This is a genomic window from Pseudomonas helleri (assembly GCF_045830615.1).
In the GTDB taxonomy this organism is placed as follows: Bacteria; Pseudomonadota; Gammaproteobacteria; order Pseudomonadales; family Pseudomonadaceae; genus Aquipseudomonas; species Aquipseudomonas helleri.
The window spans coordinates 2811247-2835864 of record NZ_CP174501.1 but is presented as its reverse complement, the minus strand read 5'-3'; the positions used below and the strand labels follow the sequence as shown (position 1 = coordinate 2835864).

General features: G+C 60.1%; 21 protein-coding genes and 1 riboswitch. Of the genes, 11 read left to right on the top strand and 10 right to left on the bottom strand.

What is annotated here, in order from left to right:
- Positions 1-17: 17 nt before the first annotated feature.
- Positions 18-794, bottom strand: coding sequence for a class I SAM-dependent methyltransferase (locus ACJJU9_RS12720; protein WP_407728616.1), 777 nt, complete (start codon positions 792-794; stop codon positions 18-20).
- A gap of 111 nt (positions 795-905) precedes the next feature.
- Positions 906-1109, bottom strand: a riboswitch (cobalamin riboswitch).
- Between the two features lie 177 nt (positions 1110-1286).
- The gene (locus tag ACJJU9_RS12715) at positions 1287-1784 is read right to left on the bottom strand and encodes a PaaI family thioesterase (protein ID WP_123749238.1); all 498 of its coding nucleotides are present in this window, start codon (positions 1782-1784) and stop codon (positions 1287-1289) included.
- 120 nt (positions 1785-1904) lie between these two features.
- Here ACJJU9_RS12715 and ACJJU9_RS12710 point away from each other — a divergent pair, with 120 nt between their 5' ends.
- Genes ACJJU9_RS12710 through ACJJU9_RS12695 form a run of 4 tightly spaced genes read left to right on the top strand, consistent with a single transcriptional unit; the run spans position 1905 to position 7492 of the window.
- On the top strand, positions 1905-3809 hold the full coding sequence (locus ACJJU9_RS12710) for a sigma-54-dependent Fis family transcriptional regulator (RefSeq protein ID WP_407728615.1): 1905 nt from the start codon (positions 1905-1907) through the stop codon (positions 3807-3809).
- On the top strand, positions 3809-5527 hold the full coding sequence (locus ACJJU9_RS12705; RefSeq protein WP_407728614.1) for an ABC transporter ATP-binding protein: 1719 nt from the start codon (positions 3809-3811) through the stop codon (positions 5525-5527). The genes ACJJU9_RS12710 and ACJJU9_RS12705 overlap by 1 nt, the downstream gene beginning before the upstream one ends.
- Complete coding sequence (locus tag ACJJU9_RS12700; RefSeq protein ID WP_407728613.1) at positions 5517-6191, top strand: S8 family serine peptidase; 675 nt, start codon at positions 5517-5519, stop codon at positions 6189-6191. The genes ACJJU9_RS12705 and ACJJU9_RS12700 overlap by 11 nt, the downstream gene beginning before the upstream one ends.
- The gene (locus tag ACJJU9_RS12695) at positions 6191-7492 is read left to right on the top strand and encodes an NAD(P)/FAD-dependent oxidoreductase (protein ID WP_407728612.1); all 1302 of its coding nucleotides are present in this window, start codon (positions 6191-6193) and stop codon (positions 7490-7492) included. Before ACJJU9_RS12700 ends, ACJJU9_RS12695 begins: the two co-directional genes overlap by 1 nt.
- Before the next feature lie 102 nt (positions 7493-7594).
- Here the strand turns inward: ACJJU9_RS12695 and ACJJU9_RS12690 are convergent, their stop codons facing one another.
- Entirely contained in the window at positions 7595-9085 is a 1491-nt protein-coding gene (locus ACJJU9_RS12690; RefSeq protein ID WP_314915680.1) for an aldehyde dehydrogenase family protein, read from the bottom strand.
- Positions 9086-9455: 370 nt separating this feature from the next.
- On the opposite strand from ACJJU9_RS12690, the gene peaA reads away from it, so the two are divergent.
- The 4 genes from peaA to peaD all read left to right on the top strand — a co-directional run bounded on the left by peaA (position 9456) and on the right by peaD (position 14028).
- Positions 9456-11036: a quinohemoprotein amine dehydrogenase subunit alpha gene (gene peaA / locus ACJJU9_RS12685; protein ID WP_407728611.1), complete on the top strand. Its 1581-nt coding sequence runs from the start codon at positions 9456-9458 to the stop codon at positions 11034-11036.
- 84 nt (positions 11037-11120) lie between these two features.
- Positions 11121-12551: a quinohemoprotein amine dehydrogenase maturation protein gene (gene peaB / locus ACJJU9_RS12680; RefSeq protein ID WP_407728610.1), complete on the top strand. Its 1431-nt coding sequence runs from the start codon at positions 11121-11123 to the stop codon at positions 12549-12551.
- A 1-nt stretch (position 12552) separates the two neighbouring features.
- A complete protein-coding gene (gene qhpC / locus ACJJU9_RS12675; protein WP_407728609.1) occupies positions 12553-12876 on the top strand; it encodes a quinohemoprotein amine dehydrogenase subunit gamma in 324 nt (107 codons plus the stop codon).
- 33 nt (positions 12877-12909) lie between these two features.
- On the top strand, positions 12910-14028 hold the full coding sequence (gene peaD / locus ACJJU9_RS12670; RefSeq protein ID WP_123749232.1) for a quinohemoprotein amine dehydrogenase subunit beta: 1119 nt from the start codon (positions 12910-12912) through the stop codon (positions 14026-14028).
- Between the two features lie 70 nt (positions 14029-14098).
- On the opposite strand, the gene ACJJU9_RS12665 is transcribed toward peaD, so the two are convergent.
- Genes ACJJU9_RS12665 through ACJJU9_RS12655 form a run of 3 tightly spaced genes read right to left on the bottom strand, consistent with a single transcriptional unit; the run spans position 14099 to position 16637 of the window.
- A complete protein-coding gene (locus tag ACJJU9_RS12665) occupies positions 14099-15316 on the bottom strand; it encodes a pyridoxal phosphate-dependent aminotransferase (RefSeq protein WP_407728608.1) in 1218 nt (405 codons plus the stop codon).
- Positions 15316-15972 carry an RraA family protein gene (locus ACJJU9_RS12660; RefSeq protein ID WP_407728607.1) on the bottom strand — a complete coding sequence of 219 codons (657 nt, stop codon included), beginning with the start codon at positions 15970-15972 and terminating at the stop codon, positions 15316-15318. The genes ACJJU9_RS12665 and ACJJU9_RS12660 overlap by 1 nt, the downstream gene beginning before the upstream one ends.
- Entirely contained in the window at positions 15969-16637 is a 669-nt protein-coding gene (locus ACJJU9_RS12655; RefSeq protein ID WP_153355596.1) for an RraA family protein, read from the bottom strand. Before ACJJU9_RS12655 ends, ACJJU9_RS12660 begins: the two co-directional genes overlap by 4 nt.
- A 106-nt stretch (positions 16638-16743) precedes the next feature.
- Here ACJJU9_RS12655 and ACJJU9_RS12650 point away from each other — a divergent pair, with 106 nt between their 5' ends.
- The 3 genes from ACJJU9_RS12650 (at position 16744) to ACJJU9_RS12640 (ending at position 19510) form a co-directional block, all read left to right on the top strand.
- The gene (locus ACJJU9_RS12650; protein ID WP_407730938.1) at positions 16744-17637 is read left to right on the top strand and encodes a LysR family transcriptional regulator; all 894 of its coding nucleotides are present in this window, start codon (positions 16744-16746) and stop codon (positions 17635-17637) included.
- A gap of 176 nt (positions 17638-17813) precedes the next feature.
- The gene (locus ACJJU9_RS12645) at positions 17814-18575 is read left to right on the top strand and encodes an alpha/beta fold hydrolase (protein WP_407730986.1); all 762 of its coding nucleotides are present in this window, start codon (positions 17814-17816) and stop codon (positions 18573-18575) included.
- 140 nt (positions 18576-18715) lie between these two features.
- Positions 18716-19510, top strand: a complete 795-nt coding sequence (locus ACJJU9_RS12640) for an SDR family NAD(P)-dependent oxidoreductase (RefSeq protein WP_407730937.1) — start codon at positions 18716-18718, stop codon at positions 19508-19510.
- Positions 19511-19596: 86 nt separating this feature from the next.
- Here the strand turns inward: ACJJU9_RS12640 and ACJJU9_RS12635 are convergent, their stop codons facing one another.
- The 4 genes from ACJJU9_RS12635 to ACJJU9_RS12620 all read right to left on the bottom strand — a co-directional run bounded on the left by ACJJU9_RS12635 (position 19597) and on the right by ACJJU9_RS12620 (position 24580).
- A complete protein-coding gene (locus ACJJU9_RS12635) occupies positions 19597-20466 on the bottom strand; it encodes an oxaloacetate decarboxylase (RefSeq protein WP_153372055.1) in 870 nt (289 codons plus the stop codon).
- 313 nt (positions 20467-20779) lie between these two features.
- Positions 20780-23143 (bottom strand): TonB-dependent siderophore receptor, encoded by a 2364-nt coding sequence (locus ACJJU9_RS12630; RefSeq protein ID WP_407730936.1) that lies wholly within the window; start codon positions 23141-23143, stop codon positions 20780-20782.
- 76 nt (positions 23144-23219) lie between these two features.
- Positions 23220-24059, bottom strand: a complete 840-nt coding sequence (locus ACJJU9_RS12625) for a FecR family protein (RefSeq protein ID WP_407730935.1) — start codon at positions 24057-24059, stop codon at positions 23220-23222.
- Positions 24056-24580 (bottom strand): RNA polymerase sigma factor, encoded by a 525-nt coding sequence (locus ACJJU9_RS12620; RefSeq protein ID WP_407730934.1) that lies wholly within the window; start codon positions 24578-24580, stop codon positions 24056-24058. Before ACJJU9_RS12620 ends, ACJJU9_RS12625 begins: the two co-directional genes overlap by 4 nt.
- Positions 24581-24618: the final 38 nt, after the last annotated feature.

The following is a 24618-nucleotide window of genomic DNA, read 5'->3' as shown; positions in this document are numbered from 1 at the left end:
ATTTTTATAGGAGTTATTTACGCGTGCCAGATCAAGCTGGCCGCCCGTTTCGGGGCACTGGCAAGCCAACCCCCTGGCACTTTTTGCAGGTTGTCTTGCAGGTGGCGTTCAAGCAGCCCTTGCGCCGCGCCATCCAGGGCGCCGAGTTTTTCCATAAAGTGCATCAAGGCCGCATACGGTGAGGCAAACAGCGTGCTGAAGGCCCAGTCGGTGAAATGGATCTGGTCGGGTTGCCAGCGATCCGGCAACTCAGCCAGCGTCAGTTGGTAGCCGGGGGTCATGTCACTGCGGTGCAGTTGCGGCGGCAAGAAGCCGGACAGGCAATAGGTGCGCGGGCCTTCCTGCGCGGGCTGGTTCCACACCAGGGTGCGCGTGGCCAGCGGCCGAACCTGCTGAACAAACGCCAGGGCCTGGCCGTCTGCCACCGGGATATTCGCGCACAACACGGTTGTGGTCGGGGTGAGCGGCAAATTTGGCAAGTCCTGCCAAAGGCCGTTGTGCAGGCTCAGTTCAACACTGGGTGCCTGGGCTGCCAGTTGCTCAATGCTGCTACGCATAAAGGCGTTGGGCTCAACCACCGTCCACTGCCCACAGGGCATCAGCAAGTGGCGACCGAGAATCCCCGAGCCGGCGCCAATATCCAGCAATTGCTGTTGCGGGCCGAGCAGCTCGAGCAAGCGACCGCCCACGCGCTCCACATAGTTGGAGGCGGCCAGATGCTCGGCATAAAACGCAGCCTCACGGTCGGGCCAGACAAAAGGGGTAGTAGCGGACAGTCGGGTTGCAGGGGTCATGGAGGCGCCGTCAGATAGAACCAAAACGGGCACTCAGGGGAACTCACGCAGAAAAATGACGGGCAGGGAGGGACTTTGCGCGCGCCAAGGCCTGCATCCGCCCACCGCGGAGTGCCATATGTTGGATCAGGCCGGTCTCCGGGCTCACGAGGGTCATGAAACATTCGCCTTCCCATGCCAAAGCACAGTGGCTACTTGAATATTTCGCTCGCATACCGTTGCGGGGGCAGCGCCGGATTGGCCTGAAAAGGCGTACCGGCTTCCCGTTTCACCCTGGGCGCGATGGCCAAGGACACCTGAAACAGGCGCGCATCTGACCATTGGTCACCCGATGCGTCAACCATGAACATGAATAATAATTCATGAATACACAGCCTGTAGGAGCGAGCTTGCCTCGCGATCTTTTGATGTTTTAAAAGATCGCGAGGCAAGCTCGCTCCTACAGATATTTATATAAATCAGATAGATAGAAATTAAATTTAAGGTAAAGAGTTAACTGCGATCGTGAGCCTTATCCGCCAGTTTCCCGGCATCGACCCGCACAAACACCGAATCCCCGACCGCCGTCAGCACGTCCCCGGCATACACCTCGCAGATCACCCGGCTCTTGCGTCCGACGTCACCCTCAACCCAGGCCCGCAGGGTCAGAGGGACGCCCATCGGGGTGGGTTTGATGAACTTGATGCCCAGGTTGCCGGTGACGCAATTGATCCTCGGCAAGCTCTCTGGCTGGCGATCTTCCGCGCGGTAGTGATACGCCATCACCGTCCAGTTCGAGTGGCAATCCACCAACATCGCAATCAACCCGCCGTACACCAGGTCAGGCCAGCCGCAATAACGCGCATCCGGCAAATGTTCCGCTACAACGTGAACACCGTCTTCATGCCAGTAGCTCTTGATGTGCAGGCCATGGGGATTGTTGCTGCCACAGCCATAGCAAACGCCTTCAGGCGCAGCGGTGTCTTGCAAGGAAGGGGAGATGTGGTGCATACCGTGATCGTCCTTTACTGGATTTCAAATCTTGCCATTCCCCTTACGTTAACGTAAAGATTGGTAACAGTGCGCAGATCTAAAATAAAAATCGCAAAGCTCACTGCTGTGGAGCGCCTGATGACTCTTACAAAAACACTTCAGCCCAAGCCCCTTCGCGAAGTTCGCCTGGCCCGGGAAAAACTGCACCTCGAAGGTCTGGTGCCCAGTGGCGTGTTGCGTGCCGAAATCGACGCCTCATGGCGCCGCAGCCTCAACCACGGTGTGCCCGTGAGTGGCCAGCATGAACTGAGCCTGCAAACCACTGCGAGCCTTGACCTGTTATTGGCCAACAACCAGTTACTGATCGACGCGGCCATGCCGGCCATTGATTACTTGAACCAGCGTCAGGGCAAGGATGGCTTGATCATTCTGGCCAACGCCGACGCCACCATTCTGGCCGTAGAGGGCCGCGCCGACCGCCTCAAAGGCAGCGGGGTGCCGGACATTACCCTCGGCGCCTGCTGGAGCGAAGCCGCACGCGGCACCAACGCGCTGGGCACCACGCTGGTCGAAGGCCGACCCATGTTGATCGATTGTGGCGAGCACTATCTGGATCGGCTGAGCCGTTTTTCCTGCACCTCAGTGCCGATTCATTGCCCGCAAGGCGACATCCTCGGCGTGCTCGACCTGACCCGCGAAGGGCCGCTCGGTCGCGTGCACGACAGCACCGCGTTACTGGGCATGGCTGTCAGCCAGATTGAAAGCCGGGTGTTTAATACCAGCTATTCGGAGCACATCGTGCTGGCCTTCCACAGCCGTCGCCAGTACCTGGAGTCCCCGTGGCAAGGCCTGTTGGCGGTCAGCCTGAGCGGGCAGATCCTCGCGGCCAGTGGCCAGGCCTGCCAATTGTTGCGCACTGAACGCTCGGTGCTGGTAGGGCAACGTTGCGAAGCGTTCCTCGGGCTCGATGGCCTGCAACTGCTGGCTCGTCTGCAACAAGGCGCCCTGGGCAGCCTGCAAACCGCCCAGGGCGAATTCTTCTACAAAACCCTGCGTGCGCCACAACGTTTGCCGAATGTGCTGACGGCGCCACGCACGGCGCCGAAAACCACGCCGCCCGCGCCTGATCTGGAGGCGCTGGCCGGTAGCAACGCCCGTTACGCCCGGGCCTTGCTCATGGCGCGCCAGGGCCTGGCGAATGAGCTGCCGGTGTTGCTGCTGGGGGAAACCGGCACCGGCAAAGAGGTGGTCGCCCGTGCCTTGCACATGGCCGGCAGCCGTAGCGCCAAGCCGTTTGTTGCGGTTAACTGCGCAGCAATTCCTGAAGGCCTGATTGAGTCCGAACTGTTTGGTTATCGCGAAGGGGCCTTCACCGGCTCGCGCCGTGGCGGCATGATCGGCCGCCTGCAACAGGCCCACGGCGGCACCCTGTTTCTGGATGAAATCGGCGACATGCCGCTGGCCCTGCAAGCGCGCCTGTTACGGGTGCTGCAAGACCGCAAGGTCGCTCCTTTGGGCGCAGGCGAAGAGCAGGACATCGACGTCGCGCTGATCTGCGCCACCCACCGTGATCTCAAACAACTGGTGCACGAACACCACTTTCGCGAAGACCTGTTCTACCGGGTCAATGGCATCAGCGTGATGCTGCCGGCCCTGCGCGAGCGCGAGGATTTCGGCGCCTTGATTGCCCGCTTGCTGGGCAAATTGCAGGCCCCGCACGTGAGCTTGCACCCCGACTTGCAAGCCTTGCTCGACGGTTATCACTGGCCGGGCAACATCCGCCAACTGGAAATGGTCCTGCGCACGCTGCTGGCCATGCGCGAGCCTGACGAGGCTGAACTGACCCTTGAGCATCTGCCCGACAGCCTGCTCGATGACCTGAGCGCCAGCGAGCGCCCACCGGCGGGCAGTATTCGCGAAAACGAACTGGAGCTGATTCGCCAATCCCTGGACAACCACCAGGGCAATGTGTCTGCGGCTGCTGAAGCGCTGGGTATCAGCCGGGCCACCCTGTACCGCAAACTCAAACAGTTGCGCGTGTGATGCGGCGCCTGATCGTCGGGCTGATCGACAGCCCCAACCCGCAAGCGTTGCATCAGGCGCTGCACTGGCTGTACGGCTTTGTTCGCCCGCACCGCTTGGCGATTGCCGGGCTGCTGGGCTTGTCGGTGTGTGCCTCGTTGCTGGTACTGGTACAGCCGTGGCTGACCAAACAACTGATTGATGACGGCTTGCTCGCGCGCAATTTTCCGGTGCTGGCGACGGTGGCCGGGCTGATGATCGTTGCCGGGCTATTGGGCACGGCGCTCTCGGGGGTGAATCGTTACCTGCACACCCGGCTGTCCGGGCGGATTCTTTTTGCCCTGCGTGATGACCTGTACCAGCACCTGCAAACCCTGTCGCCGGGGTTCTACGGCCAGAGACGTATTGGTGACCTGATGTCGCGGATCGACGGCGATGTCGCCGAAATTCAGCGATTTGCCGTGGATTCATTGTTCTCGGCAGTGTCCAGCATCATTGGTTTGCTGGTGGCCTTGGGCATGTTATTGGCCTTGTCGTGGAAGCTGTCGCTGCTGGCCTTGATCCTGATCCCGCTTGATGTGCTCTGGCTGCGCTGGATGCGGCGCAAAGTGGAGCGTGATGTCCGACAATTGCGCGAGCGCTCGGCTGACGTCTCATCGTTTATGGTCGAGACGCTGCCGGTGATGAAGTTTATTCAGTCGGCCGGTCAGCAGCAGCGCGAAGCCAAGCGCCTGGAAACCCTGGGCCAAGGCTATATGAGCCAACTCCTGCGCCTGCAAGTCACCGAGTTTTTCACCCAGGCCGTGCCGGGCACCTTGACCTCGCTGTCACGGGCCTGCGTGTTTTTGATTGGCGGCTATTGGGTCGTGCAGGGCACCTGGCAACTCGGTGCGCTAATCGCCTTTTCAACGTATCTGGGCATGGCCATCGGGCCGGTGCAAAGCCTGCTCGGGCTGTATGTGGCGATTCAACGGATGACCGTCAGCCTCGGCCGGGTCATGGAATTGCGCGGCGAACAGCCTGCCGTGCTAAGCCCTTCGAACCCCAAACCGCTTCCAGACGAGGGCGACTTGCGTTTCGAGGCCGTGCACTTTAGCCATCCCGGCCGTCCCAGCACCCTGAACGGCATTAATGCGCATATTCCCTACGGGAGCAAAGTCGCCCTCAGTGGCGGCTCCGGGGTTGGCAAGTCGACCCTGGTTGACCTGTTGCAACGCCACCACGACCCACAGTCCGGTCGGGTGTTGTTGGGCGGTGTTGACCTGCGTGAACTGAACTTGCTGGAACTGCGCCGCCGGATTGCAGTGGTCAGCCAGGACATCGTGCTGTTTCGCGGCAGTCTGGCCGATAACCTGGCTTACGCGGTACCGGGGGCCAGCCGTGAAGCGGTGGCCGCAGTTGCCAGGCTGGCGCAACTCGACAGCTTGATTGCCGACCTGCCCGAAGGCCTCGACAGCCCGTTGGGCGAGCGTGGTCAGCAGTTGTCGGGCGGGCAAAAGCAACGGATCGCGATTGCCCGGGCGTTGTTGCAAGACCCGTTAATTCTGGTGCTGGACGAGGCCACCTCGGCTGTCGATGAGGCCACTGAGCGCGAAGTGATTGAGGCCATCGACCGCCTGTTTGCGCGGCGTACACGAATACTGATCAGCCACCGGCCTTCAACCCTGGCCAACGCCGACCTGTGTTTGCATTTGCAGGCCGGCCAACTGACAGCAAACAAGGTGCTGCATGAAGCCTGAACTCAGAATTGGCGTGGTCGACAGCGGCCATGCCCCCGCGCAACAGCCGCAGGTGGTGGCAGGGCGCAGGTTTGCCCTGCTCGATGGGCAACTGTTGCGCAGCGAGCTGCAGAACGATCCCTTGGGGCACGGCACTGCGGTCATTCAGGCAATTGCCCGGCGGGCACCGGCGGCCGTGTTTTGCGTAGCGCAAGTGTTCGATGAGCGCGGGGTCACCAGCACCTTGCAGATTGCGGCGGCGATTGACTGGCTGCTGACGCAAAACGTGCGGCTGATCAACTTGAGCCTTGGCTTGCGCCAGGATCGCAGCCTGTTGCGCGAGGCGTGTGAATTGGCGGTGGCACGCGGGGTGTTGCTGTGTGCCTCAAGCCCGGCGCAGGGCGAGGGCGTGTACCCGGCCAGTTACCCGCAGGTGCTGCGAGTGACCGGCGATGCCCGTTGCACGCAAGACCAATGGTCGTGGCTGAATACCGCACAGGCGGATTTTGCCGCCTGCGTACGTTCAAACACCGCCGGGCAATCGGGGGCGAGCCTCGGTTGCGCGGCCTTGAGCGGTCATCTTGCCAGCCAACTGCTTGCACAGCCGCAGGCAACTAACCCGCAATTGCTGGAGTGGCTGAAAACCAATGCCCACTATCACGGGCCTGAGAGGCGGGTGTGCTGATGAGCGCGATCGTGGTGTTGGGTGCAGGCCCCGCGGGTGCGGCGGTGGCCATGGGCTTGCGGCGATTGGGCTACCCGGTGACGCTGGTCAGCGAGTGGCGCCGGTTTGCCGCGCTGGAAGGTATTTCCCAGCGGGTGCTGGAGGCCTTGCGTGCAGCGGGTTTGCAGCGGGCAGTGGCAGACGCGGTAATGCCTTCACAGCGGCAAGTGGCGTGGAACGGCCAGCAGCACGCACAAAACATCGAGTGGTTGCTGGATCGACCGTGTTTTGATCGCGGGCTGCGTGAAGACTTGCGTCTGGCCGGGGTAGACGTGATCGAGGCTCGCGTGTTGGCAGTGGCGTCATCAACCACCGGCCACAGCATCAGCCTCGAAGGGCGCGAGCCGCTGCAGGCAGATTTTCTGGTGGAAGCCCGAGGTCGTCAGGCGCCTGCCGCCGGCAAAGGCCTGCGTGGTCCGGAGACGGTGAGTTTGCTTAATCGCTGGCAAGCGACGCCTGGCCACACCGCCAGCGCCGTTGAAAGCCTGGCGCAGGGTTGGGCATGGATGGCACGACGGGCGGACGGCCAATGTTATTGGCAATGGACCGTGGACGTGGCCAGTGCCGAACTGCCGGGCAAGGCGCAATTGCTGGAGTACTGCCAGCAACAGCGAATGGCCTCGCCGCTGGCTCGAGCATTTTTTTCCGATTCAGGGCAACACGATATGCAACTGCATGCCCGCAGCAGCACGGCAATCTTGAGCCCGCAGGTGTGCGGCGAAAACTGGATTCGGGTCGGGGATGCGGCGATGGCAGTTGACCCACTGTCGGGCAACGGGATTTTCCAGTCCTTGTCATCGGCGTTGCAGGCACCGGCGGTGATCAACACGCTCCTGCGTAAACCTGAACGAGCGGCCCTGGCCCAGCGCTTTCACCAGCAGCGGGTCGAGCAACTGTTTATGCGCTTTGCGCGCATTGGCCGGGATTTCTACACCGAAGAACAGCGCTGGGCGCAACAACCGTTTTGGGCTGCACGTCGCCATTGGCCGGACAGCCAGACAGCCCACGCCGAGGCAGTTTTTGCCGCATTGCGAATAGAACGGGCGCCGGTGTTGCGTGATGGCTTTGTCGATGAAGCCGAGGTGGTCATCAGCCCGGACCAGCCACTGGGGATCTGGCATGTGCAAGGGGTCGAAGTCGCGCCTGTGCTGCGGCGTTTGCGGACTGAGCCTGCGCAAAACGTATTGGCGGGGTTCACGCAAGAGCAAGCCCGCGCGCTCAAAAGCTGGTTGGTAAGCCAAGGCTACGAACCCATCCTGTAGTCGCTGCCGAAGCATGAGGCTGCGATGGGTTGCGCAGCGACCCCAAAGCGGCGGTCCTGCGGCCCGCATCGCAGCCTCGTACCTCGTCAGCGACTACATGAGTTACAGCTTGATCAACACCGATTTCAGCTCGGTGTAATGCTCAATCGCCGCATAACCCATTTCACGGCCTACACCGGACATTTTGTAGCCGCCAAACGGCAGCGCCGGGTCGAGGGCGCTGTGGCAGTTGACCCACACCGAACCGGATTTGATGCGCGGGATCATCCGGTGCACCGCGCCCAGGTCGTTTGACCAGATGCTCGCACCCAACCCGTAGGGGCTGTCATTGGCCATGCGCAGTGCGTCAGCTTCGTCGTCAAACGGGATCGCCACCAATACCGGGCCGAAGATTTCTTCCTGCACCAGTGAGTGCTGTTGGTCCACATCGACAATCACCGTCGGTTTAACAAAAAAACCGGGTCCGTAATGCTCGCCGCCACAGGCAATGGTGGCGCCACTTTCACGGCCCATTTCAATGTAATGCGCCACACGTTCCTGCTGGCGGGCGGAAATCAGCGGGCCCATGTCTACGCTGGAATCCAGGCCGTTGCCCAGTTTCATGGCGTTGGCAATGTCGGCAATATCAGCCACCACATTGTCAAAATGCTTGCGCTGCACATACAGCCGCGAACCGGCGCAACAGACCTGGCCCTGGTTGAAGAAGATCGCACTGGCCGCTCCGGCAGCGGCGCTTTTCAGGTCGGCGTCGGCCATGACGATGGTCGGGGACTTGCCGCCCAGTTCCAGGGTCACGCGGGTCATGGAGTCCATGGCGATCTTGCCGATCTGCTTGCCCACGGCGGTGGAGCCAGTGAAGGTCAGTTTGTCCACCAGCGGATTGTGTGTCAGCGCCGAGCCTGCGGTGATCCCGGTGCCGGTCACCACGTTAAATACGCCTTCGGGGTAACCGGCTTCTTGCACCAGTTCAGCCAGTTTGAGCGCGCTCAGCGGGGTTTCATCGGCAGGCTTCAGCACCACGGTGCAGCCGGTTGCCAAGGCCGGGCCGAGTTTCCAGCATGCCAGCAGCAGCGGGAAGTTCCAGGCCACGATAGCGCCGACCACGCCCACCGCTTCACGGCGAATAAAGCTATGGAACTGATCGTTGGGCATCAGCGGCAACGACACCTCGACGCTGGAACCCTCGATCTTGGTCGCCCAACCGGCCATATAGCGCAGGAAATCGATGGACAACTGCACGTCCATGACTTGGGCCACGGCAGCACTTTTGCCATTGTTCAGGCATTCCAGTTGCGCCAGTAACTGCGCATCACGCTCCATCAGGTCGGCCAGTTTCCACAGCAGATTTTGCCGCTCCCGTGGCCGTGTGCGGGTCCATGCAGAGTCATCGAAGGCGTGGCGGGCAGCCAGAACGGCGCGGTCAACGTCCTCAGGTGTGGCCTTGGGCACTACGCAAAGGACTTCGCCGGTGGCCGGGTTGTGCAAGGGCATGGTCTGGCCGTCTGCGGCCTCGACCCAGGCGCCGCCAACCAGCATGCGCGGGGCGCGTTGAATAAAAGCCGTAGTGGCAGGTAGCAGAGCAGCAAGCGACATGATGAGTCCTCGTCTTGTTAGTGTCCGAGGGCATTCGCAACGGTTGTGCCAGTTTGCTGTTACCCCGTATTTGCAGGGTTTTGAGGCGATACAGCGTCTGCCCGGCTTGGCAAGTTGTCGCAATCTGCGACAGGCTTGAGACGGTTTTCGCAACAAGGGCGCTCTCGGTCCGCGTCTCAGAGTGCAACAGCTGTCTCGATATAAAACGCCCCAATGCCTGTAAACACGGGGGGCAAAACTCGTATCGCCGCCCATCTCGCTGATTTACCGGGCTTTTCGTAAGCTGGCACGCTCCGTGTATTACTCCGTTAAGACGTTTCAAAACGATAAGCCACAACAATAAGAAAGCACCGTGCGAGGTCCGACGTTGATGAAGATAAAACTCCGATCAGGCTTGAACGCCAGCCTGCTGGCCCTGGCCGTTTGCGCAGGCTTGCATGCACCGGACAGCCAGGCTGCCCGCGATGCCCAGAGCATCCTCCAGCAAAACTGTATGGGCTGTCATATTCCCGAAGCCAACAATGGCCTGAGCCGTATCAGCCATCAGCGCAAAACCCCGGAAGGCTGGCTGATGAGCATTGCCCGGATGCAGACCATGCACGGCTTGCAGATCAGCGATGAGGATCGCCGCACGCTGGTCAAATACCTGGCCGACACTCAAGGCCTGGCGCCGAGCGAAACGGACGGCGTGCGCTATGCCCTTGAGCGACGCTTGAACACGGTCGAGCATTTTGACGAGCAAACCACGCAAATGTGCGCCCGTTGCCACTCTGGCGCACGGATTGCCTTGCAACGGCGTCCGGCCCAGGAATGGGAGCGGCTGGTGAACTTCCACCTCGGTCAATGGCCGTCGCTGGAATACCAGGCCTTGTCCCGCGACCGTGACTGGTTTGATCTGGCGCGTACCCAAATGGTGCCGATGCTGGCCGAGCGTTATCCGCTGGACAACCCGGCCTGGCAGCAATGGCTGAAAACTGCGCCCAAAAGCCAAACCCTGGCAGGCAACTGGAGCTTTAGCGGGCACTTGCCGGGCAAAGGGGAAGTGGCCGGGGTGATGGCTGTTGCGCCAGATGGCGAGGATACCTTCAAGGTCAAGATCACCGGCCAATACGCCGATGGTGCGCCGTTCAATGGCGAAGGCAGCGCCTTGCTGTACAGCGGCTACGAGTGGCGCGGCAACGTCAAGATCGACGGCGTCAACATGCATCAGGTGTTCGCCGCCAAGGACAACACCCTGCAAGGGCGCATGTTTGAAGCCGATCACGACGAGCGCGGGCTGGACTTTATCGCCGCCAAAGAGGGCAGCAACCGTGTGCTTGCGGTGCAGCCGGGCTACGTAAAAGCCGGCAGTGAAAGCGAAATCACCCTGGTCGGCAGCGGCCTCAGCGGCACCCCGAACCTGGGCCAGGGCGTAGAGGTGCTAGAAGTGCTGGAGCAGAGCCCGTCGCGTATCAAGCTGAAGGTCAAGGCTGGCGCCGATGCGCAGCCGGGCTTGCGTGAGGTCAGCGTGGGCGTGCTCAAGGGGCCAGCTCTGGCGGTGTACAACCAGATTGCCGAGATCAAGGTGGTGCCCGAGTTTTCGGTGGCGCGGATTGGCGGTGGCGGCGGTTCGACGCCCAAGGTTCAGGGCCGCTTTGACGCCGAAGCGTGGGGTAAAGGAGCCGATGGCAAGCCTTACCGCATCGGTGTAGTGCCTGCAAAGTGGCATGTAGAGCCGTTCAACGAACAGGCCAAGGAAGACGAAGACGTCAAGTTCGCAGGTGTCATGCAGGCTGAAACCGGCATCTTCACCCCGGGCGATGCCGGGCCGAACCCGGCACGCAAAATGTCCACCAACAATGCCGGCAACCTCAAGGTGATCGCTGCGGTCGACGACGCAGGCAACGCGCTGACCGGCGAGGGACACATGATCGTCACCGTGCAACGCTGGAACAATCCGCCCATTCCCTAAGCAAGGCCTTTGCAAGCACTGGCGACAAACACTTTTCGGAATGACCGCAAGTCCCGCCGACGGGGCTCGCACTGGAGGTTTGGCATGGGCGCAATCTTGAATCTGGTGGAACGCAACCTGCACGAAGTGCACGTGGATGCTGACCGCATGCTGTTTCACATACCCAGCTCATCGCTGTTTGCCAGCGATGAGCTGACCAGCACCATCATTGATACGCTACGCGGCCCCGGCTGCTCATCGGATGACCTGATCCAACGCTTGGCTTCGCGCTTTAACGGTGAAGAAATCACTGAAACCTTGCGTGAGCTGATGTCCCTGGAACTGGTCAGCGACGGTTCGCCACTGACCCCGGACATAGCCGCCAAACGGGTTGAGCGCACGGCCATCAACACTGTGGTGCTCAACGTCAACACCGGCTGCAACCTGAGCTGCACCTACTGCTACAAGGAAGACCTGGACAAGCCCTCCGAGGGCAAGAAAATGGACATCGACACCGCCGTGGCGTCGGTGGAAATGCTCTTGCGCGAGTCCCCGGACGAAGAGCGCTTTACCGTGGTGTTCTTTGGCGGCGAGCCGTTGAGCAACCGCAAGCTGATCGAACATATGGTCGATTACTGCGAGAAGCGCTTTGCCGAGGCGGGCAAGTCGGTGGAATTCGTGATGACCACCAACGCCACGCTGCTGAATGAAGACACGGTGGACTACCTCAACGCTCACCGTTTCGGGTTATCAGTGAGTATTGACGGGCCAAAAACCGTGCACGACCGCAACCGCATCACCGTGGGCGGGCAGGGCACCTATGACGTGGTGCGGCGCAAGGCCGAAATGCTCTTGTCGCGCTACAACAGCCGCCCGGTCGGTGCCAGGGTGACGCTGACCACCGGCGTCACCGATGTCGAAACCATCTGGGACCACCTTTTCAACGAGCTGAGATTTGCTGAAGTCGGTTTTGCCCCGGTGACCTCCGGTGATATCAGCAGTTTCAACCTCAGCAATGACGAACTGGTGGAAGTCTTTGCCAGCATGAAGCGCCTGGGCCGCCGTTATCTGGAGGCGGCACTGGAGCACCGCAACATTGGTTTTTCCAACTTGCACCAGTTGATTACCGACATCCATGAGGGCCACAAAAAAGCCCTGCCATGCGGCGCAGGCCTGAAAATGCTGGCCGTCGACTACAAGGGCGAACTCAACCTGTGCCACCGCTTTACCGGCTCGACCTTGCCGACGTTTGGCAACGTGCACAGCGCAGTAAAACAAGTGGAACTCAATGACTTTTTGTCGCAACGCCTGGACCGCACCAACACGGGCTGCGATGACTGCCAGATCCGTAATCTGTGCTCCGGTGGCTGCTACCACGAGAGTTACGCCCGCTATGGCGATGCGACGCACCCGACTTATCACTACTGCGAACTGATGCGTGACTGGGTCGACTTCGGCATCGAGGTGTACACCCGGATCATGGCCCAAAACCCTGCGTTCATCAGCAGTTACATCACTCCGCGCAAGGCTCACTGATATGAAACATCTCAAGGCAATCAATAACAAAGCGTTGAAACTCGATGAGGCTGCGGCCGAAAACCAGATCGAGGAAGTGGTGGCGATGAACTCGGTGGCGGGGTGCACCTCGACCACCGACCCAGGTTGGGAAATTGATGCGTTTGGCGGCGTCTCGTCGTTGTGCCAGCCCATGGAGTCTGACTTGTACGGCTGTTCCGACCCGTGCTGGTGGCCAGCCCAGGTGCCCGACATGATGAGCACCTACCCGGACTGGAACAAGGACGCTCAGGCGTCCAACGAAAACTGGCGCAACCTTGGGACTGTCTTTCCAAAAGACAAATGACTTGCCTGGGTAAACAAGAATAAGGATTCCAGCATGCCAAGCATCAAAACCTGCGGCCAGGCCGCGCTTGCCGTTCTCAGCGCCTTTTCGCTGACCGTGTTGGCCGATGACAATCGCGCATTGCAAACCGGCCATGAGTACATGGTGCTCACCAACTACCCGAACAACCTGCACGTGGTGGATGCGGCTACCGACACGCTGTTCAAAACCTGCAAGATGCCGGACGCATTCGGGCCGGGCTCGGTGCAAATATCGCCGGACCACAAAACTGCGTACGTGCTCAATAACCACTACGCCGATGTGTATGGCGTCGAACTGGACACCTGCAAGCAGGTGTTCCATGCCAGCATCACGCAAAAACCGGGGGAAAAGGCCCGCGCCATGTTCAGCTTCACCCTCAGCCCGGACGGCAAGGAGCTGTACACCATCGCCAACCCGACGTTGATGCTCAACGACCATTACGAGGTGCAGCAACCGCGGCTTGATGTGTACGCCACCGATGCCGGTCTGGATGCCAAGCCGATCCGCAGTTTTCCGGCGCCCCGGCAGTTAAGCATCATGCAGGCGGGTGACGACGGCAGCTTGTACGTGGCCGGACCAGACCTTTATAAGGTCAACCCGCAGACCGGCAAATTCGATGTGCTGCTCCCCACCCGCCACTGGAACCGCCCAGGCTACAGCTCACCGGACGTGCTGTATTTCTGGAACCATCAGAGCTACCTGCACGATTTCTCGCTGCTTTACACCGCGGCCAAGTTCAAGGACGACAAACAGGATCTGGCCACTGCCGACTATGTGTATGGCCAGCTCAGCGTTGACCTTAAAACCGGCAAGGCGACAACCACCGATTTTGGCCCGCTGACCGAAATTTACTTCACAGGCATGCGATCACCGAAAGACCCGAACCTGATGTTTGGCTTGCTCAACCGCTTGTCCAAGTACGACATCAAGCAACAAAAGCTCTTGCAGTCGGCGCCACTGGACCATTCGTACTATTGCATTGCATTCAACAAGGACGGCAGCAAAATCTACCTCGCCGGGACCTACAACGACGTTGCGGTGTTTGATGCTGACAGCATGAAACAAGTGGGCAGCATCAAATTGCCCGGTGGCGATATGGCCATCACCACCTCGCAACTGTTTGTGCGTTAACCCCAGCCACTTGCCTCGCGATCTTTTTAAGATCAAAAGATCGCGAGGCAAGCTCGCTCCTACAGGATTGTTAGCCACTGACAGTGTCGCAAAACTTGCGAATCGCTTTGCAGGCGGCCAGCAACGACGCCTCATCCAGTGCATAGGCAATGCGGATGTAAGGCGCCAGGCCAAACGCGCTGCCCGGCACCACCGCCACATTGGCTTCGTCGAGCAAGGCATGGGCGACGTCTTCGTCGGTGTGCAGCACGCGCCCACCGGCAGACGTTCTGCCAAGCAGCCTCGCGCAGTTGGCAAACACGTAAAACGCACCCGCCGGTATGGCGCATTCCAGTCCGGGTGTGGCGTTCAACTGTTCGACCAGCAAATCCCGTCGGCCCTGGAACGCGGCCCGGCTCTGCCCGATGAAATTCTTGGGACCCTCCAATGCCGCCAGCGCCGCCTGTTGCGACACAGAGCACGCCCCGGAGGTCTGCTGGCCTTGGAGTTTTTCCATGGCCTCCAGCAACCAGCGTGGCCCGGTGGCAAAACCAATACGCCAGCCGGTCATGGCGTAAGCCTTGGAAACGCCATTCATGGTCAAGGTTCTGGCGGCCAGTCGAGGTTCAACCTGGGCCAGGGTGAAGAACGCCTGGTCATCGAATATCAGATGCTCGTAGATGTCGTCGGCCAGGATCAGCACATGCGGGTGGGCCAGTAGCACCTCGGCCAGCGCTTGCAGTTCGGCCCGGCTGTACACCGCGCCGGTCGGGTTGGACGGCGAGTTGAGGATCAACCAGCGGGTGTGCGGCGTGATTGCCGCGGCCAACAAAGCCGGGGTCAATTTAAACTCGGCATCACAGGTGACGATGCGGGCTACACCACCGCACAACTGAACCATCTCCGGGTAACTGACCCAGTAGGGCGCCGGTACGATGACTTCGTCACCTTCATTCAAGGTGGCCGCCAGAGCGTTGTAGATCACTTGTTTGCCGCCGCTGCACACCAGGGTGTCAGCCCAGTTCACGGGCAGGCCGTTCTCACGGCGGAACTTGGCCGCAACGGCTTCGCGTAATGAACGCACGCCCGCCACCTGGGTGTAACGGGTATGGCCCGCCTCGATGGCCTGGATGGCAGCGGTGCGCACATGCGCCGGGGTGTCGAAGTCCGGCTCGCCTGCGCACAACGAGATGATCGCCGCCCCTTGCGCCCGACGTTCTGCCACACGGTCCATGATCTGGTAAGTAGCCGAAGGTTGGGCACTGGCCAGCCGCTGGTTCAGGCGCTGGATGTCAGTACTGAGGCTCATCAGTTCTTACTCTGCAAGTGGTGATAGCCCAGCGCCGCGCGGGCGTCTTTCAAGGATTTGCCCTGAGCGATTTGCTGGCGGATTTCGGCTTCTACCGACTCGATTTGACGGGCGCACGCGGCAACTTCTGCGGCGCGGGCACGCGGCACGATGACCACGCCGTTGGCGTCGGCCACGACGATGTCGCGGGCGCACACACGGGCGCTGCCGATGGACACGGGCTGATTCACCGACTGCACTTGCACGCGGTCTTTGCCGGTGCGCATAAAACGCCCTTTGCTGAACACCGGGTAGCCGTCATGCAAGGCTTTGCTGACATCCCGGCAAACCCCGTCGATGACCGTGGCGGCGATGGCCCGGCTGCCTGCGTACTGGGTCATGATGTCGCCCCAGACCGTGCAGTCGGTGCGCCCGCCGTTATCGATCACCACCACGTCGCCGGGGGCTACGTCATCAATAAAGTCGCCCACCGTCCCCGGCGGAACGCTGGCCGAAACGTATTGCACGGTGAATGCAGGCCCCACAACCACCTGGGTGTAGTTGGCCAGGGGGGCGATGCCCAGGCACTGGCCGGGCAAGCCGAGTTTGTCCAGGGCATCAGAGACGCCGGGGGTGTCCAGCCCTTCAAACAGGGCTACCAACTGCTGATCATTCATTGTGCGTGCTCCGCATTGATGGCATCGAACTGACTGTCGTGCATGACCTCGGCCACTGAACGGCCCGCGCGAATGGCATCGACCATGGCGTTTTGGCGGCGGGTGATGCGCTCGCCGATCGTCACAACCTGCTCAATGGCGGCTTGAGGTACAAACACCGTGCCGCAGTTGTCGGCGATCACGTAGTCGTCTTCACTGACCTCGACGCCTGCGACCGTGATCGTCACCGCCGAGTCGATCTGCACCACCCGGTTGCGTGCGCTGATCATGGTTACGCCACGGCCAAACACCGGGTAACCAATGGACGCGTTGCCGTCGATGTCACGGCTGAAGCCGTCAATCACCGTGCCGCGCACACGTTTGCTGACAGCGGCATTGGCCAGGGTGTCGCCCCAGCACGAGATGCCCTCAAGGCCTCCGGCGATCACCAACACCCGGTCATCGCTGTCGATACGTTCAACCACCGGGGTGATCAAATGCACGGTGGGCAGGTTGTCGCCTTTGGGGCCGAGCAGCACGGTGCTGGCGCGGCCGACGATTTTGGGGCAGTTCCACAAGGGCCGCAGGCCAGCAGTGGCGCCTTTGATGCCAAGGAAATCGAGGGCATCAGACACCGTGTTGGTGTCCAACGCGGCCAAACGGTCAAGCAAGCAGGGGGGCTTCATGGGGGGAACCTCGGTGGTGACGAAGGCGCCCAGTGTCGAGGAGTGTGTTTGATAGGTATATTACGAATCAAATAAGCGTTAGATACGCCAAACCTATGGATATGCCATGATCAATTTCCGTCTGATCCGTCACCTCTGGTTGTTCCTGGCCGTGGCTGAAGAACAAAACTTCGGCCGCGCCGCCAAGCGCCTGGGCATGTCGCAGCCACCCTTGAGCGAGCAGATTCAGGTGCTTGAGCAAGCGCTTAAGGTCAAGTTGTTTGATCGCTCCCGCCGCGGTGCCAAATTAACCCCCGTGGGCGCGGCGATCCTGCCGGCGGTACGTAAATTCGCCGAGCAACTGGAGCGTCTGGAACTGGCCGTTGAAGAAGCCGTGGCCGGCCAGTCGGGGGTTCTGACCATTGGTGCAATTTCTACGGCGATGTTCGATGTACTGCCGGGCTTGATTGAACAATTGAAAAACGACTACCCGCACCTGACCGTCTCGGTGCGTGAAATCGACAGTGTTGAAGCCGTACCGGCCCTTGAATCGTCAGACATTGATCTGGCGTTTGCCCGCCTGGACGGTGACTTGGGCGCATCAATCAAGTCGTTGCCATTGCTCGAAGACCGACTGATGGTGGCGATGGCCGCGGATCACCCCTTGGCTTCGCGCAGCCGGATAAACCTGTCCAGCCTGGCCAATGAGCCGTTGGTGATGTTCTCGCGCAAAGTCAGCCCGGTGTATTTCGACAACCTGATCGCCACCTGCAAGGCCAGCGGTTTTTCGCCACGGGTGTTGCACGAAGTACGCTCGGTGGCGTCACAGATTGCCTTTGTCAGTTATGGGCAGGGCATTGCGCTGGTTCCGGCGTCCTTGAAAAAGCTGGCCCCCGCCAACGTGGTGTTTCGCCCGTTGAGCCAGAAGCTCAATGTGGTGACCACCGCGGTGGCCTGGAATGCCGAGCGTGCCAACCCGCTGATCGATGAAATCATTGCCAGGTTCCGCGACAAGGTATGAGTCCGGGTCTGTGGTTTTGATAGGTTTGGCCTATAAAAACCTAACGGAATAAGGAATGTACAGCCGCAGCAATTGCCCCGACATTGGCGCTTTGTTTTTTGTACCAGAGGTTTTACGTGCCAATCCTTACCAGCTTTACCCACCACCAGTTGCCGCTCAGTGTCGAGGGCGTGCCGATGAATGTCGCCGCCATCCACCGCGAAGGCCATTTGGCCCCGATTGTGTTCATGCATGGTTTTGGCTCGACCAAAGAAGACTACGCAGACATTGCCCTGCAGCCAGCATTCGCCGGGCATCCATTCCTGGCCTTCGATGCACCGGGGTGTGGTGAAACCCGCTGCGATGACCTGTCGCGGGTCAGCATTCCATTCCAGTTACAAACCGCCCTTCAGGTATTGGAGCATTTCGGTATTGAGCGCTTTCACGTGGTCGGCCATTCCATGGGCGGGCTGAATGCGCTGTTACTGGCCCACCAGTACCCTGAGCGGGTGCTGAGCTTTGTCGATATCGAAGGCAATATTGCCCCCGAAGACTGTTTTCTCAGCCGCCAGATCGTGGATTACCCGGCCCAGGACCCGCAGGCGTTTTTCAATGCCTTTATCGAACGCACCCGCCATGCTCCGGCATTTGCCAGCGCGCTGTATTCAGCAAGCTTGCGCCACAAGGTACGAGCTGAGGCGGTGCGCGGGATATTCGAGTCGATAGTCGATTTGTCTGATAACGCCGACCTGATGGGCAAATTCCTCAGTCTGAGTTGCCCGCGCCTGTTTATGTATGGCGAACAGAACGCCTCGTTGTCGTACCTGTCATCCATTCAACGTGCGGGCGTGCAACTGGCGCAGATACCGGCCTGCGGCCACTTCCCTATGTACTCCAACCCGACCGAAATGTGGAGCCGGATCGCCGGGTTCTACGCGCAACACTGTCAAATTGGTTAATTGATGGCAGCCAGCGATAAGTTTCCACTGTGCGGTAAAGTTTGTTTTTAGAATGGTCCGGGAGTCAATTCGCTTTGCTGAAGGTCGTACTGGGTGTACCCATCACACATCCGCACGATCACGTATGACAAGGAGAAGCGATGAACATCCAATTCAATGACAAACGCGCACTGGTAACGGCTTCCACCGGCGGTATCGGCTTTGCCATCGCCCAGGGCCTGGCAGAGGCGGGCGCGCAGATCGTTCTCAATGGTCGCAGTACGGAGTCTGTGGCTGAGGCCGTCGCCAGGTTGACGAAAGCGGTGCCGGGTACGTCGGTGCAGGGTATTGCTGCTGACTTGAGCACCGCCGAGGGTGTTGCGGCGCTGGTTCGCGAGGCGGGTGAGGTCGATATTCTGGTGAACAATGCCGGTATCTATGGGCCTCAGGACTTATACGAAACCGATGACGAGGTCTGGGACAGCTATTGGCAAACCAATGTGATGTCCGGGGTTCGTTTGAGCCGGGCGTTGCTGCCGGCCATGGTCAATAAAGGTTGGGGGCGGGTGGTGTTTATGTCGTCGGAGTCGGCACGCAATATTCCGGCTGACATGATCCATTACGGCGTGTCCAAGACAGCGCTATTGGCGTTGGCGCGAGGGTTGGCCAAGCGGGTTGCAGGTAGCGGCGTGACCGTTAACAGCGTATTGCCGGGACCGACTTTGTCTGAAGGGGTTGCAAACATGCTGAAAGACGAGGTTGAGCGTACGGGTAAAACCCTGGAGTCAGTGGCGACTGCATTTGTTTTACACAATCGGCCCAGCTCGATCATTCAGCGCGCAGCAACGGTTGAAGAAGTCGCCAACATGGTCGTCTACGTGTGTTCACCTCAGGCGTCGGCGACGACAGGGGCGGCACTGCGGGTAGACGGCGGTGTGGTAGATGACATCGTCTGACGTAACGCTCTCCATGCGGTCGTTGTCCAACCACAGGTCTATTAAGGTGGTGAGATAACGGCCGTGTTATCCAACCGGGGGGTAAATCACTCTTTTACGTCCATGAACTCTTTGGCCCAGGCCACGTAGTCTTCCGGCTGGGTGTAGGTGTGGGTCAGTTCGGTAGCGCTGAGGTTATTGGTGCTGTTGGTCAGGTGACGCTGGGCACGCAGGCTGTCGTAGGTGGCCTTGATCGATGCAAAGTAAGCGGCGTGACCGGCGACGACAATGCGTACACCCAAGCTGGCCAGACGCTGGCTGTCATTGAGTTTCGGGTTGCCATAAGTCACCAGCATCAACGGCACTGTGAGCTTCGCGCTGATTTGTTCAAGCTGTGCAAAGTCATCGATCCCCACGATGCAGATGCCGTCTGCACCCGCTTTTTCGTAAGCTTGGGTGCGTTTGATCACGTCTTCGGTAGACAACACGCCAGCGTTGGTCCGCGCGATGATCGAGAGCGCCGGGTCTACACGGGCTTCCAGGGCGGCCTTGATTTTGCCGATGCCTTCATCGATAGAAATCAGGTCGGTGGATTTACGGCCAAATTGTGCGGGCAGCAAGGTGTCTTCAATGGTCAGTGCGGCAACACCGGCACGCTCGAGTTCTTCGACGGTGCGCATCACATTGAGGGCATTGCCATAGCCGTGGTCAGCATCGGCAATGAAAGGCAGTTGAGCGACGCGGCCGATACGGGTCGCCTGCTCGACGAATTCACTCAGGGTGATCAAGGCAAAATCAGGGGCTGCCAGGACTTGCAGCGACGCTACCGAGCCACCGAGGATACCGACCTCAAAACCCAGGTCAGCGGCGATGCGTGCGGACATCGGGTCAAAAACCGAAGCCGTTTCGAAACACGCAGGGGTGGCAAGCAATTGGCGGAAGTTATTGCGCAGGGCGGTGTGGGACTTTTTGGGCATGATCTTTCCTGTTTCTGGCCATCATCGAATTACGATCTATGCCTGTTCATGGTTCAGCGAGACTACCACGCAGCAAAACACAGGTTTATGACGTTTCAGAATGGGCTATGCCGCAACTGCATACCTTAAGTGTGGCGAGATGCCTTTATGAAGAAAGTTTCATCAATCGGAGGCTCCATTGAGGCTGAAGCGTTTCTGCCCCTTGCGGTTGCTGTGCGTACGGACGTCGCCTCGCAAAGCTCGACAGCTACTACGGGAATGGGGGGCGGGCAAATCAAAAGCCCCCTCTCCCGAAGGAGAGGGGGCCTGTTAATCAGAACTGATAGTTCAGCCCCAACGTCAACGAGCGTTGCGGTGCAGTTTGGCGGCCCCACGGGCTGGTGTCGATGCCGCGAAAGTAATACTCGCGGTTGAACAGGTTGCTGATGCCCGCAGAGGCGGTCAGTACGCTGTGGTCTTGCAACTTGAACTGGCGCTCGATGGCGGTATTCCACAACCAGTAGGCGGGCAGCCGGCCGACCGAGGCTATGGCATCTTCGTCTACGCTGTTGGCGGCGTCGGTGTAAGCGCTGCTCACGTACAGGCCATCGAGGCTGTAGCTCCAGTGTTCGGCAAAACGGTAATGACCGTCGACGCTGAATTGGTTGCGCGAGGCGAAGGGCACGTCATTGCCTTTGTAGATACCGTTACGCTGCTTGGCATCGAGGTAGGCATAACTGGCGTGCAAGTCAAGGGCGGGCAGGGCTTGCGGGGTCCAGAAGATTTCACTTTCGATGCCCTGGTGACGGGTGCTGCCCAGGTTGACAAAGCGGTCGGTGGTGCCGTTGTAGACGATCTGATCCTCAAAATCGATGCGGTACAGGCCCATATCGACGCGCAGGCCGTCCCAAGGTGTATAGCGCACGCCCGTTTCGTAGTTCCACGCCAGTTCAGCACCGACCTGACCTTCCTTGACGATCTGCGTGACTTGCGGCGGCCGCAGGGATTTCTGCGCGTTGGCGTACACGTACCAGTCGTCACTGGCCTGGAAGCCGACGGTCAGGCCCGGCAACCACTCCCGGGAGGTGTTCTCGTTGGTAAAGCCAGTGATGCCGTCGTCGTAATCCATGCGCGCATTTTCATAACGCGCACCGGGGGTGATGGTCAGGCGGTTGTCGAACAGGCCGATGGCGTTGCTGATGTAGAACGCCTTGGCCGAGTCATTGAACTGCCAGTCACGGAACGGCGTGGTTTTGCCCGTGGCAACGCTTTGGCGATCGACCTTGTAGTCGATGTCTTCCTTGACGTAGCGGGCACCCAGTAACCAAGTCTGGCTGACCTGGTCGCCGTCGATGTTCATGCTCAGGCGCGGCTCGCTGCCCCAGACCTTGAAGTCTCGCGGGCCATCCTGCTTGGTGACGGCGGTGCCATCCGGGGTGAAAGGCAGGCCCACGACAAAGTTGCGGTAGCTCTTGTGGGCGAAGTTGGTCCAACTGAACTGCACCGAGTCGAACGGGCCAATAGCGCCCAATTGTTGGGTGTAGGTGCCCCAGACGCGGTCTGTATTGCCTTCGAAGTTGTCCAGCGGGCGGGTCGACTGGCGCGGGTTGTCTTTATAGTCGCGCACGCTGAGGGCGCCCGGCAGGTCCATGTCGGCGCGGTAGTGCTGAATGCCGAAGCTCAGGTCACGGTCATCGTCGATGTTCCATTGGCCACGCAGGCGGTAGTTCTGGATATCCGTGTCGGAGTGTTCACGACCGGTTTCACCGTTGATGCTGTTGAGGTCCAGTTGCAGGCCGAAATTGTCGGTCAGGTAACCGCCGGTGCCCACGTAGGTGTCCCATAGCTGGCGGCCGCCGGGGTTGAAGGTGGTGCGCTCTTGAACCGTGTTTTGCCACTCGCGGGGGATGGGTTTGCTGATGAAGTTGATCACGCCGCCGACGTTGTTCGGGCCGTATTGCACCGCCGCGCCCCCGCGCACCACGTCGATACGATCCACCGTCGCCATGGTCACCGGGAACAATGACAGTCCGGTCTGGCCATAGGGCGCCAATGCCAGCGGAATCCCGTCGGACAAAGCCTGAACCCGGCCGCTGCGGCTTTCATAGAGGCCGCGCACGGCGATTTGTGGCAGCGCGCCGGTGCCGGTTTCGTCAAACACCTTGACCCCCGGTACACGTTGCAAGGCTTCATCGACCCCGCGCACGCTGGCTTTTTGCAGTTGCTCGTTGCCGATCACCGTACGGCTGCCCGCGTAGGTGCGAACTTGCGGGTCGGTGGCGCTACCCAACACATCGCCTTTGATCACCATGGTGCCCAAAGCCACCGGCTCAGCAGGCTGTAGCGGGGTGAGGGTATTGGCCTGGGTGTCTTGCGCGACGATAAAAAACGTCTGGTCGTCGCGCTTTTGCACGTTAAGGCCATGTTTATCGAGCAGTCGGTACAGAGCTTCTTCGGCGGTATAGCGCCCTTTGAGCGCCGGGGTGGTGCTGTTGCCGACCACGTCGCTGGCGAAAATGATTTGCACGCGGGACTGTTGGGCCAGCGTATTCAGCGCTTGCTCCAGGTTGCTGCTCGGCAAGTCGACGTCGAAGGTGTCCTTGTCCTTGTCCTGGGCATTGGCCGAGAGGGCGAACAGAAGGCTGGTGGCGAGTACAGACAGCGACAGATACTGACGCGCCGGCAAGCGTTGTTTCATGGACGGGGCTCCTGAGAACGTTAGGGTTAGTTCTATTGCCGTCACCCGCACGGCAAAACCCTACCTCGTCACTGAATTATTTTTTTGCAGGCTTGTGGGTGATGTGCAACGTACCGTCCGCATCCCGCGCCATCGTCAGCGGCAAGATATGCGGAAACAGGTCGAGCAGGTCTTCAACGTTGTCGGTGTTAAATACGCCGCTGATGGGCAATTGCGCCAGGGCTGGGTCTTCGAGGCGGATCGGCGCCTGACGATAACGCTGGATCTGCGCAATGGCCTGTGCCAGCGGGGTGCGCGAGAACACCAGCTTGCGTTCTTGCCAGGCCAGCACGCCGGGCAGGTCGGCGTTACGGGTTGGCTGTAGCTGACCGTCAAGGACCGCCAACTGCTGCCCCGGAATCAGCCGCTGTTGCTGTGCCGGATCGGTAATTGACTGCACGTTGACGCTTCCGCGCACCAATGCCACGTGCACGGCATTCGCTTCGCGGGCCACATTGAACAGGGTGCCCAACACGGTCACACGGGCAGCACCGGCATCCACCTGGAACGGGCGCCACAGCGTCTTGCTGACATCGAACAAGGCCTGTCCGCTGTTGAGTGCCACGCGACGCGAACGCAAGTGCCAACTGACTTCAACCTGGGTGCCGCTGTCTAGCACCACCCGGCTGCCGTCTGCCAGATCGAGCACGCGACGCTCACCCAGTGCACTGCTGTACTGCTCGATGCGATAGCTGGGGTCTGTCCAGAACAGGCCTGCACCCACCAGCGCGACCAGGGCTCCAACCACCAGCGGCGTGCGCGGTTTGCGCGGCTTGGGGGTGGGCATCGGAAAGCGCTTGCGCAGCTCTTCGCGATGGCGGGCCAGGGTTTGGTCTTCGGCGGACAGCGGTTGCTCGGGTGAAGAGGGCGTGTTCATAAAGGGCCGGGCGGACGATTCAGGTGTGCGCGGCAGGCAGCGATGCCCAGACGCAAGTGTTTTTCGACGGTTTTTAGTGAAATGCCCATACGTGCGGCCACTTCAGCCTGGGGCAACTCGTGAATCTTGTGCATGACAAAGACCATCTGGCAACGCTCCGGCAATTGGCTGATGGCCTGGGTGAGCAACTCCAGCTCCCGTGCCGCCTCATACTGGCGCGCAGGTGACGGCGCCGGGCAGACAGCATCCAGCGGTTCGGGCATCTCAATGAGCCAGGCCTGGCTGCGTCGCTCACTGCGGTAGCGGTTGACCGCTTGATCGTGGGAGATCTTGCGCAACAACGCCAACGGCGTGTGGACGTTATCCTTTTCGCGTTTTTCAAGCAATTGCACGCAGACGTCATGGACCACTTCGCGGGCAAAGCCACGATCGCCAAAACGCCGACGCACATGATCAACCAGCTCGTCGTAGTGACGTACCAGTGTACTGAGCAGTGAGGGTTTGACGGGGTCGAAGGGCATGATCGGCCTGAGCGGGTGCAGAGCGGCAGCAAATATAA

Bases quoted from the DNA above. Each gene is read 5' to 3' on its own strand.
- ACJJU9_RS12630 (WP_407730936.1), bottom strand. From the start codon at position 23,143: ATGAAACAACGCTTGCCGGCGCGTCAGTATCTGTCGCTGTCTGTACTC.
- ACJJU9_RS12660 (WP_407728607.1), bottom strand. From the start codon at position 15,972: ATGAATGATCAGCAGTTGGTAGCCCTGTTTGAAGGGCTGGACACCCCC.
- ACJJU9_RS12700 (WP_407728613.1), top strand. From the start codon at position 5,517: ATGAAGCCTGAACTCAGAATTGGCGTGGTCGACAGCGGCCATGCCCCC.
- peaD (WP_123749232.1), top strand. From the start codon at position 12,910: ATGCCAAGCATCAAAACCTGCGGCCAGGCCGCGCTTGCCGTTCTCAGC.
- ACJJU9_RS12655 (WP_153355596.1), bottom strand. From the start codon at position 16,637: ATGAAGCCCCCCTGCTTGCTTGACCGTTTGGCCGCGTTGGACACCAAC.
- peaA (WP_407728611.1), top strand. From the start codon at position 9,456: ATGAAGATAAAACTCCGATCAGGCTTGAACGCCAGCCTGCTGGCCCTG.
- qhpC (WP_407728609.1), top strand. From the start codon at position 12,553: ATGAAACATCTCAAGGCAATCAATAACAAAGCGTTGAAACTCGATGAG.
- ACJJU9_RS12625 (WP_407730935.1), bottom strand. From the start codon at position 24,059: ATGAACACGCCCTCTTCACCCGAGCAACCGCTGTCCGCCGAAGACCAA.
- ACJJU9_RS12665 (WP_407728608.1), bottom strand. From the start codon at position 15,316: ATGAGCCTCAGTACTGACATCCAGCGCCTGAACCAGCGGCTGGCCAGT.
- ACJJU9_RS12715 (WP_123749238.1), bottom strand. From the start codon at position 1,784: ATGCACCACATCTCCCCTTCCTTGCAAGACACCGCTGCGCCTGAAGGC.
- ACJJU9_RS12695 (WP_407728612.1), top strand. From the start codon at position 6,191: ATGAGCGCGATCGTGGTGTTGGGTGCAGGCCCCGCGGGTGCGGCGGTG.
- ACJJU9_RS12705 (WP_407728614.1), top strand. From the start codon at position 3,809: ATGCGGCGCCTGATCGTCGGGCTGATCGACAGCCCCAACCCGCAAGCG.
- ACJJU9_RS12690 (WP_314915680.1), bottom strand. From the start codon at position 9,085: ATGTCGCTTGCTGCTCTGCTACCTGCCACTACGGCTTTTATTCAACGC.
- ACJJU9_RS12645 (WP_407730986.1), top strand. From the start codon at position 17,814: ATGAATGTCGCCGCCATCCACCGCGAAGGCCATTTGGCCCCGATTGTG.
- ACJJU9_RS12650 (WP_407730938.1), top strand. From the start codon at position 16,744: ATGATCAATTTCCGTCTGATCCGTCACCTCTGGTTGTTCCTGGCCGTG.
- ACJJU9_RS12710 (WP_407728615.1), top strand. From the start codon at position 1,905: ATGACTCTTACAAAAACACTTCAGCCCAAGCCCCTTCGCGAAGTTCGC.
- peaB (WP_407728610.1), top strand. From the start codon at position 11,121: ATGGGCGCAATCTTGAATCTGGTGGAACGCAACCTGCACGAAGTGCAC.
- ACJJU9_RS12635 (WP_153372055.1), bottom strand. From the start codon at position 20,466: ATGCCCAAAAAGTCCCACACCGCCCTGCGCAATAACTTCCGCCAATTG.
- ACJJU9_RS12620 (WP_407730934.1), bottom strand. From the start codon at position 24,580: ATGCCCTTCGACCCCGTCAAACCCTCACTGCTCAGTACACTGGTACGT.
- ACJJU9_RS12720 (WP_407728616.1), bottom strand. From the start codon at position 794: ATGACCCCTGCAACCCGACTGTCCGCTACTACCCCTTTTGTCTGGCCC.
- ACJJU9_RS12640 (WP_407730937.1), top strand. From the start codon at position 18,716: ATGAACATCCAATTCAATGACAAACGCGCACTGGTAACGGCTTCCACC.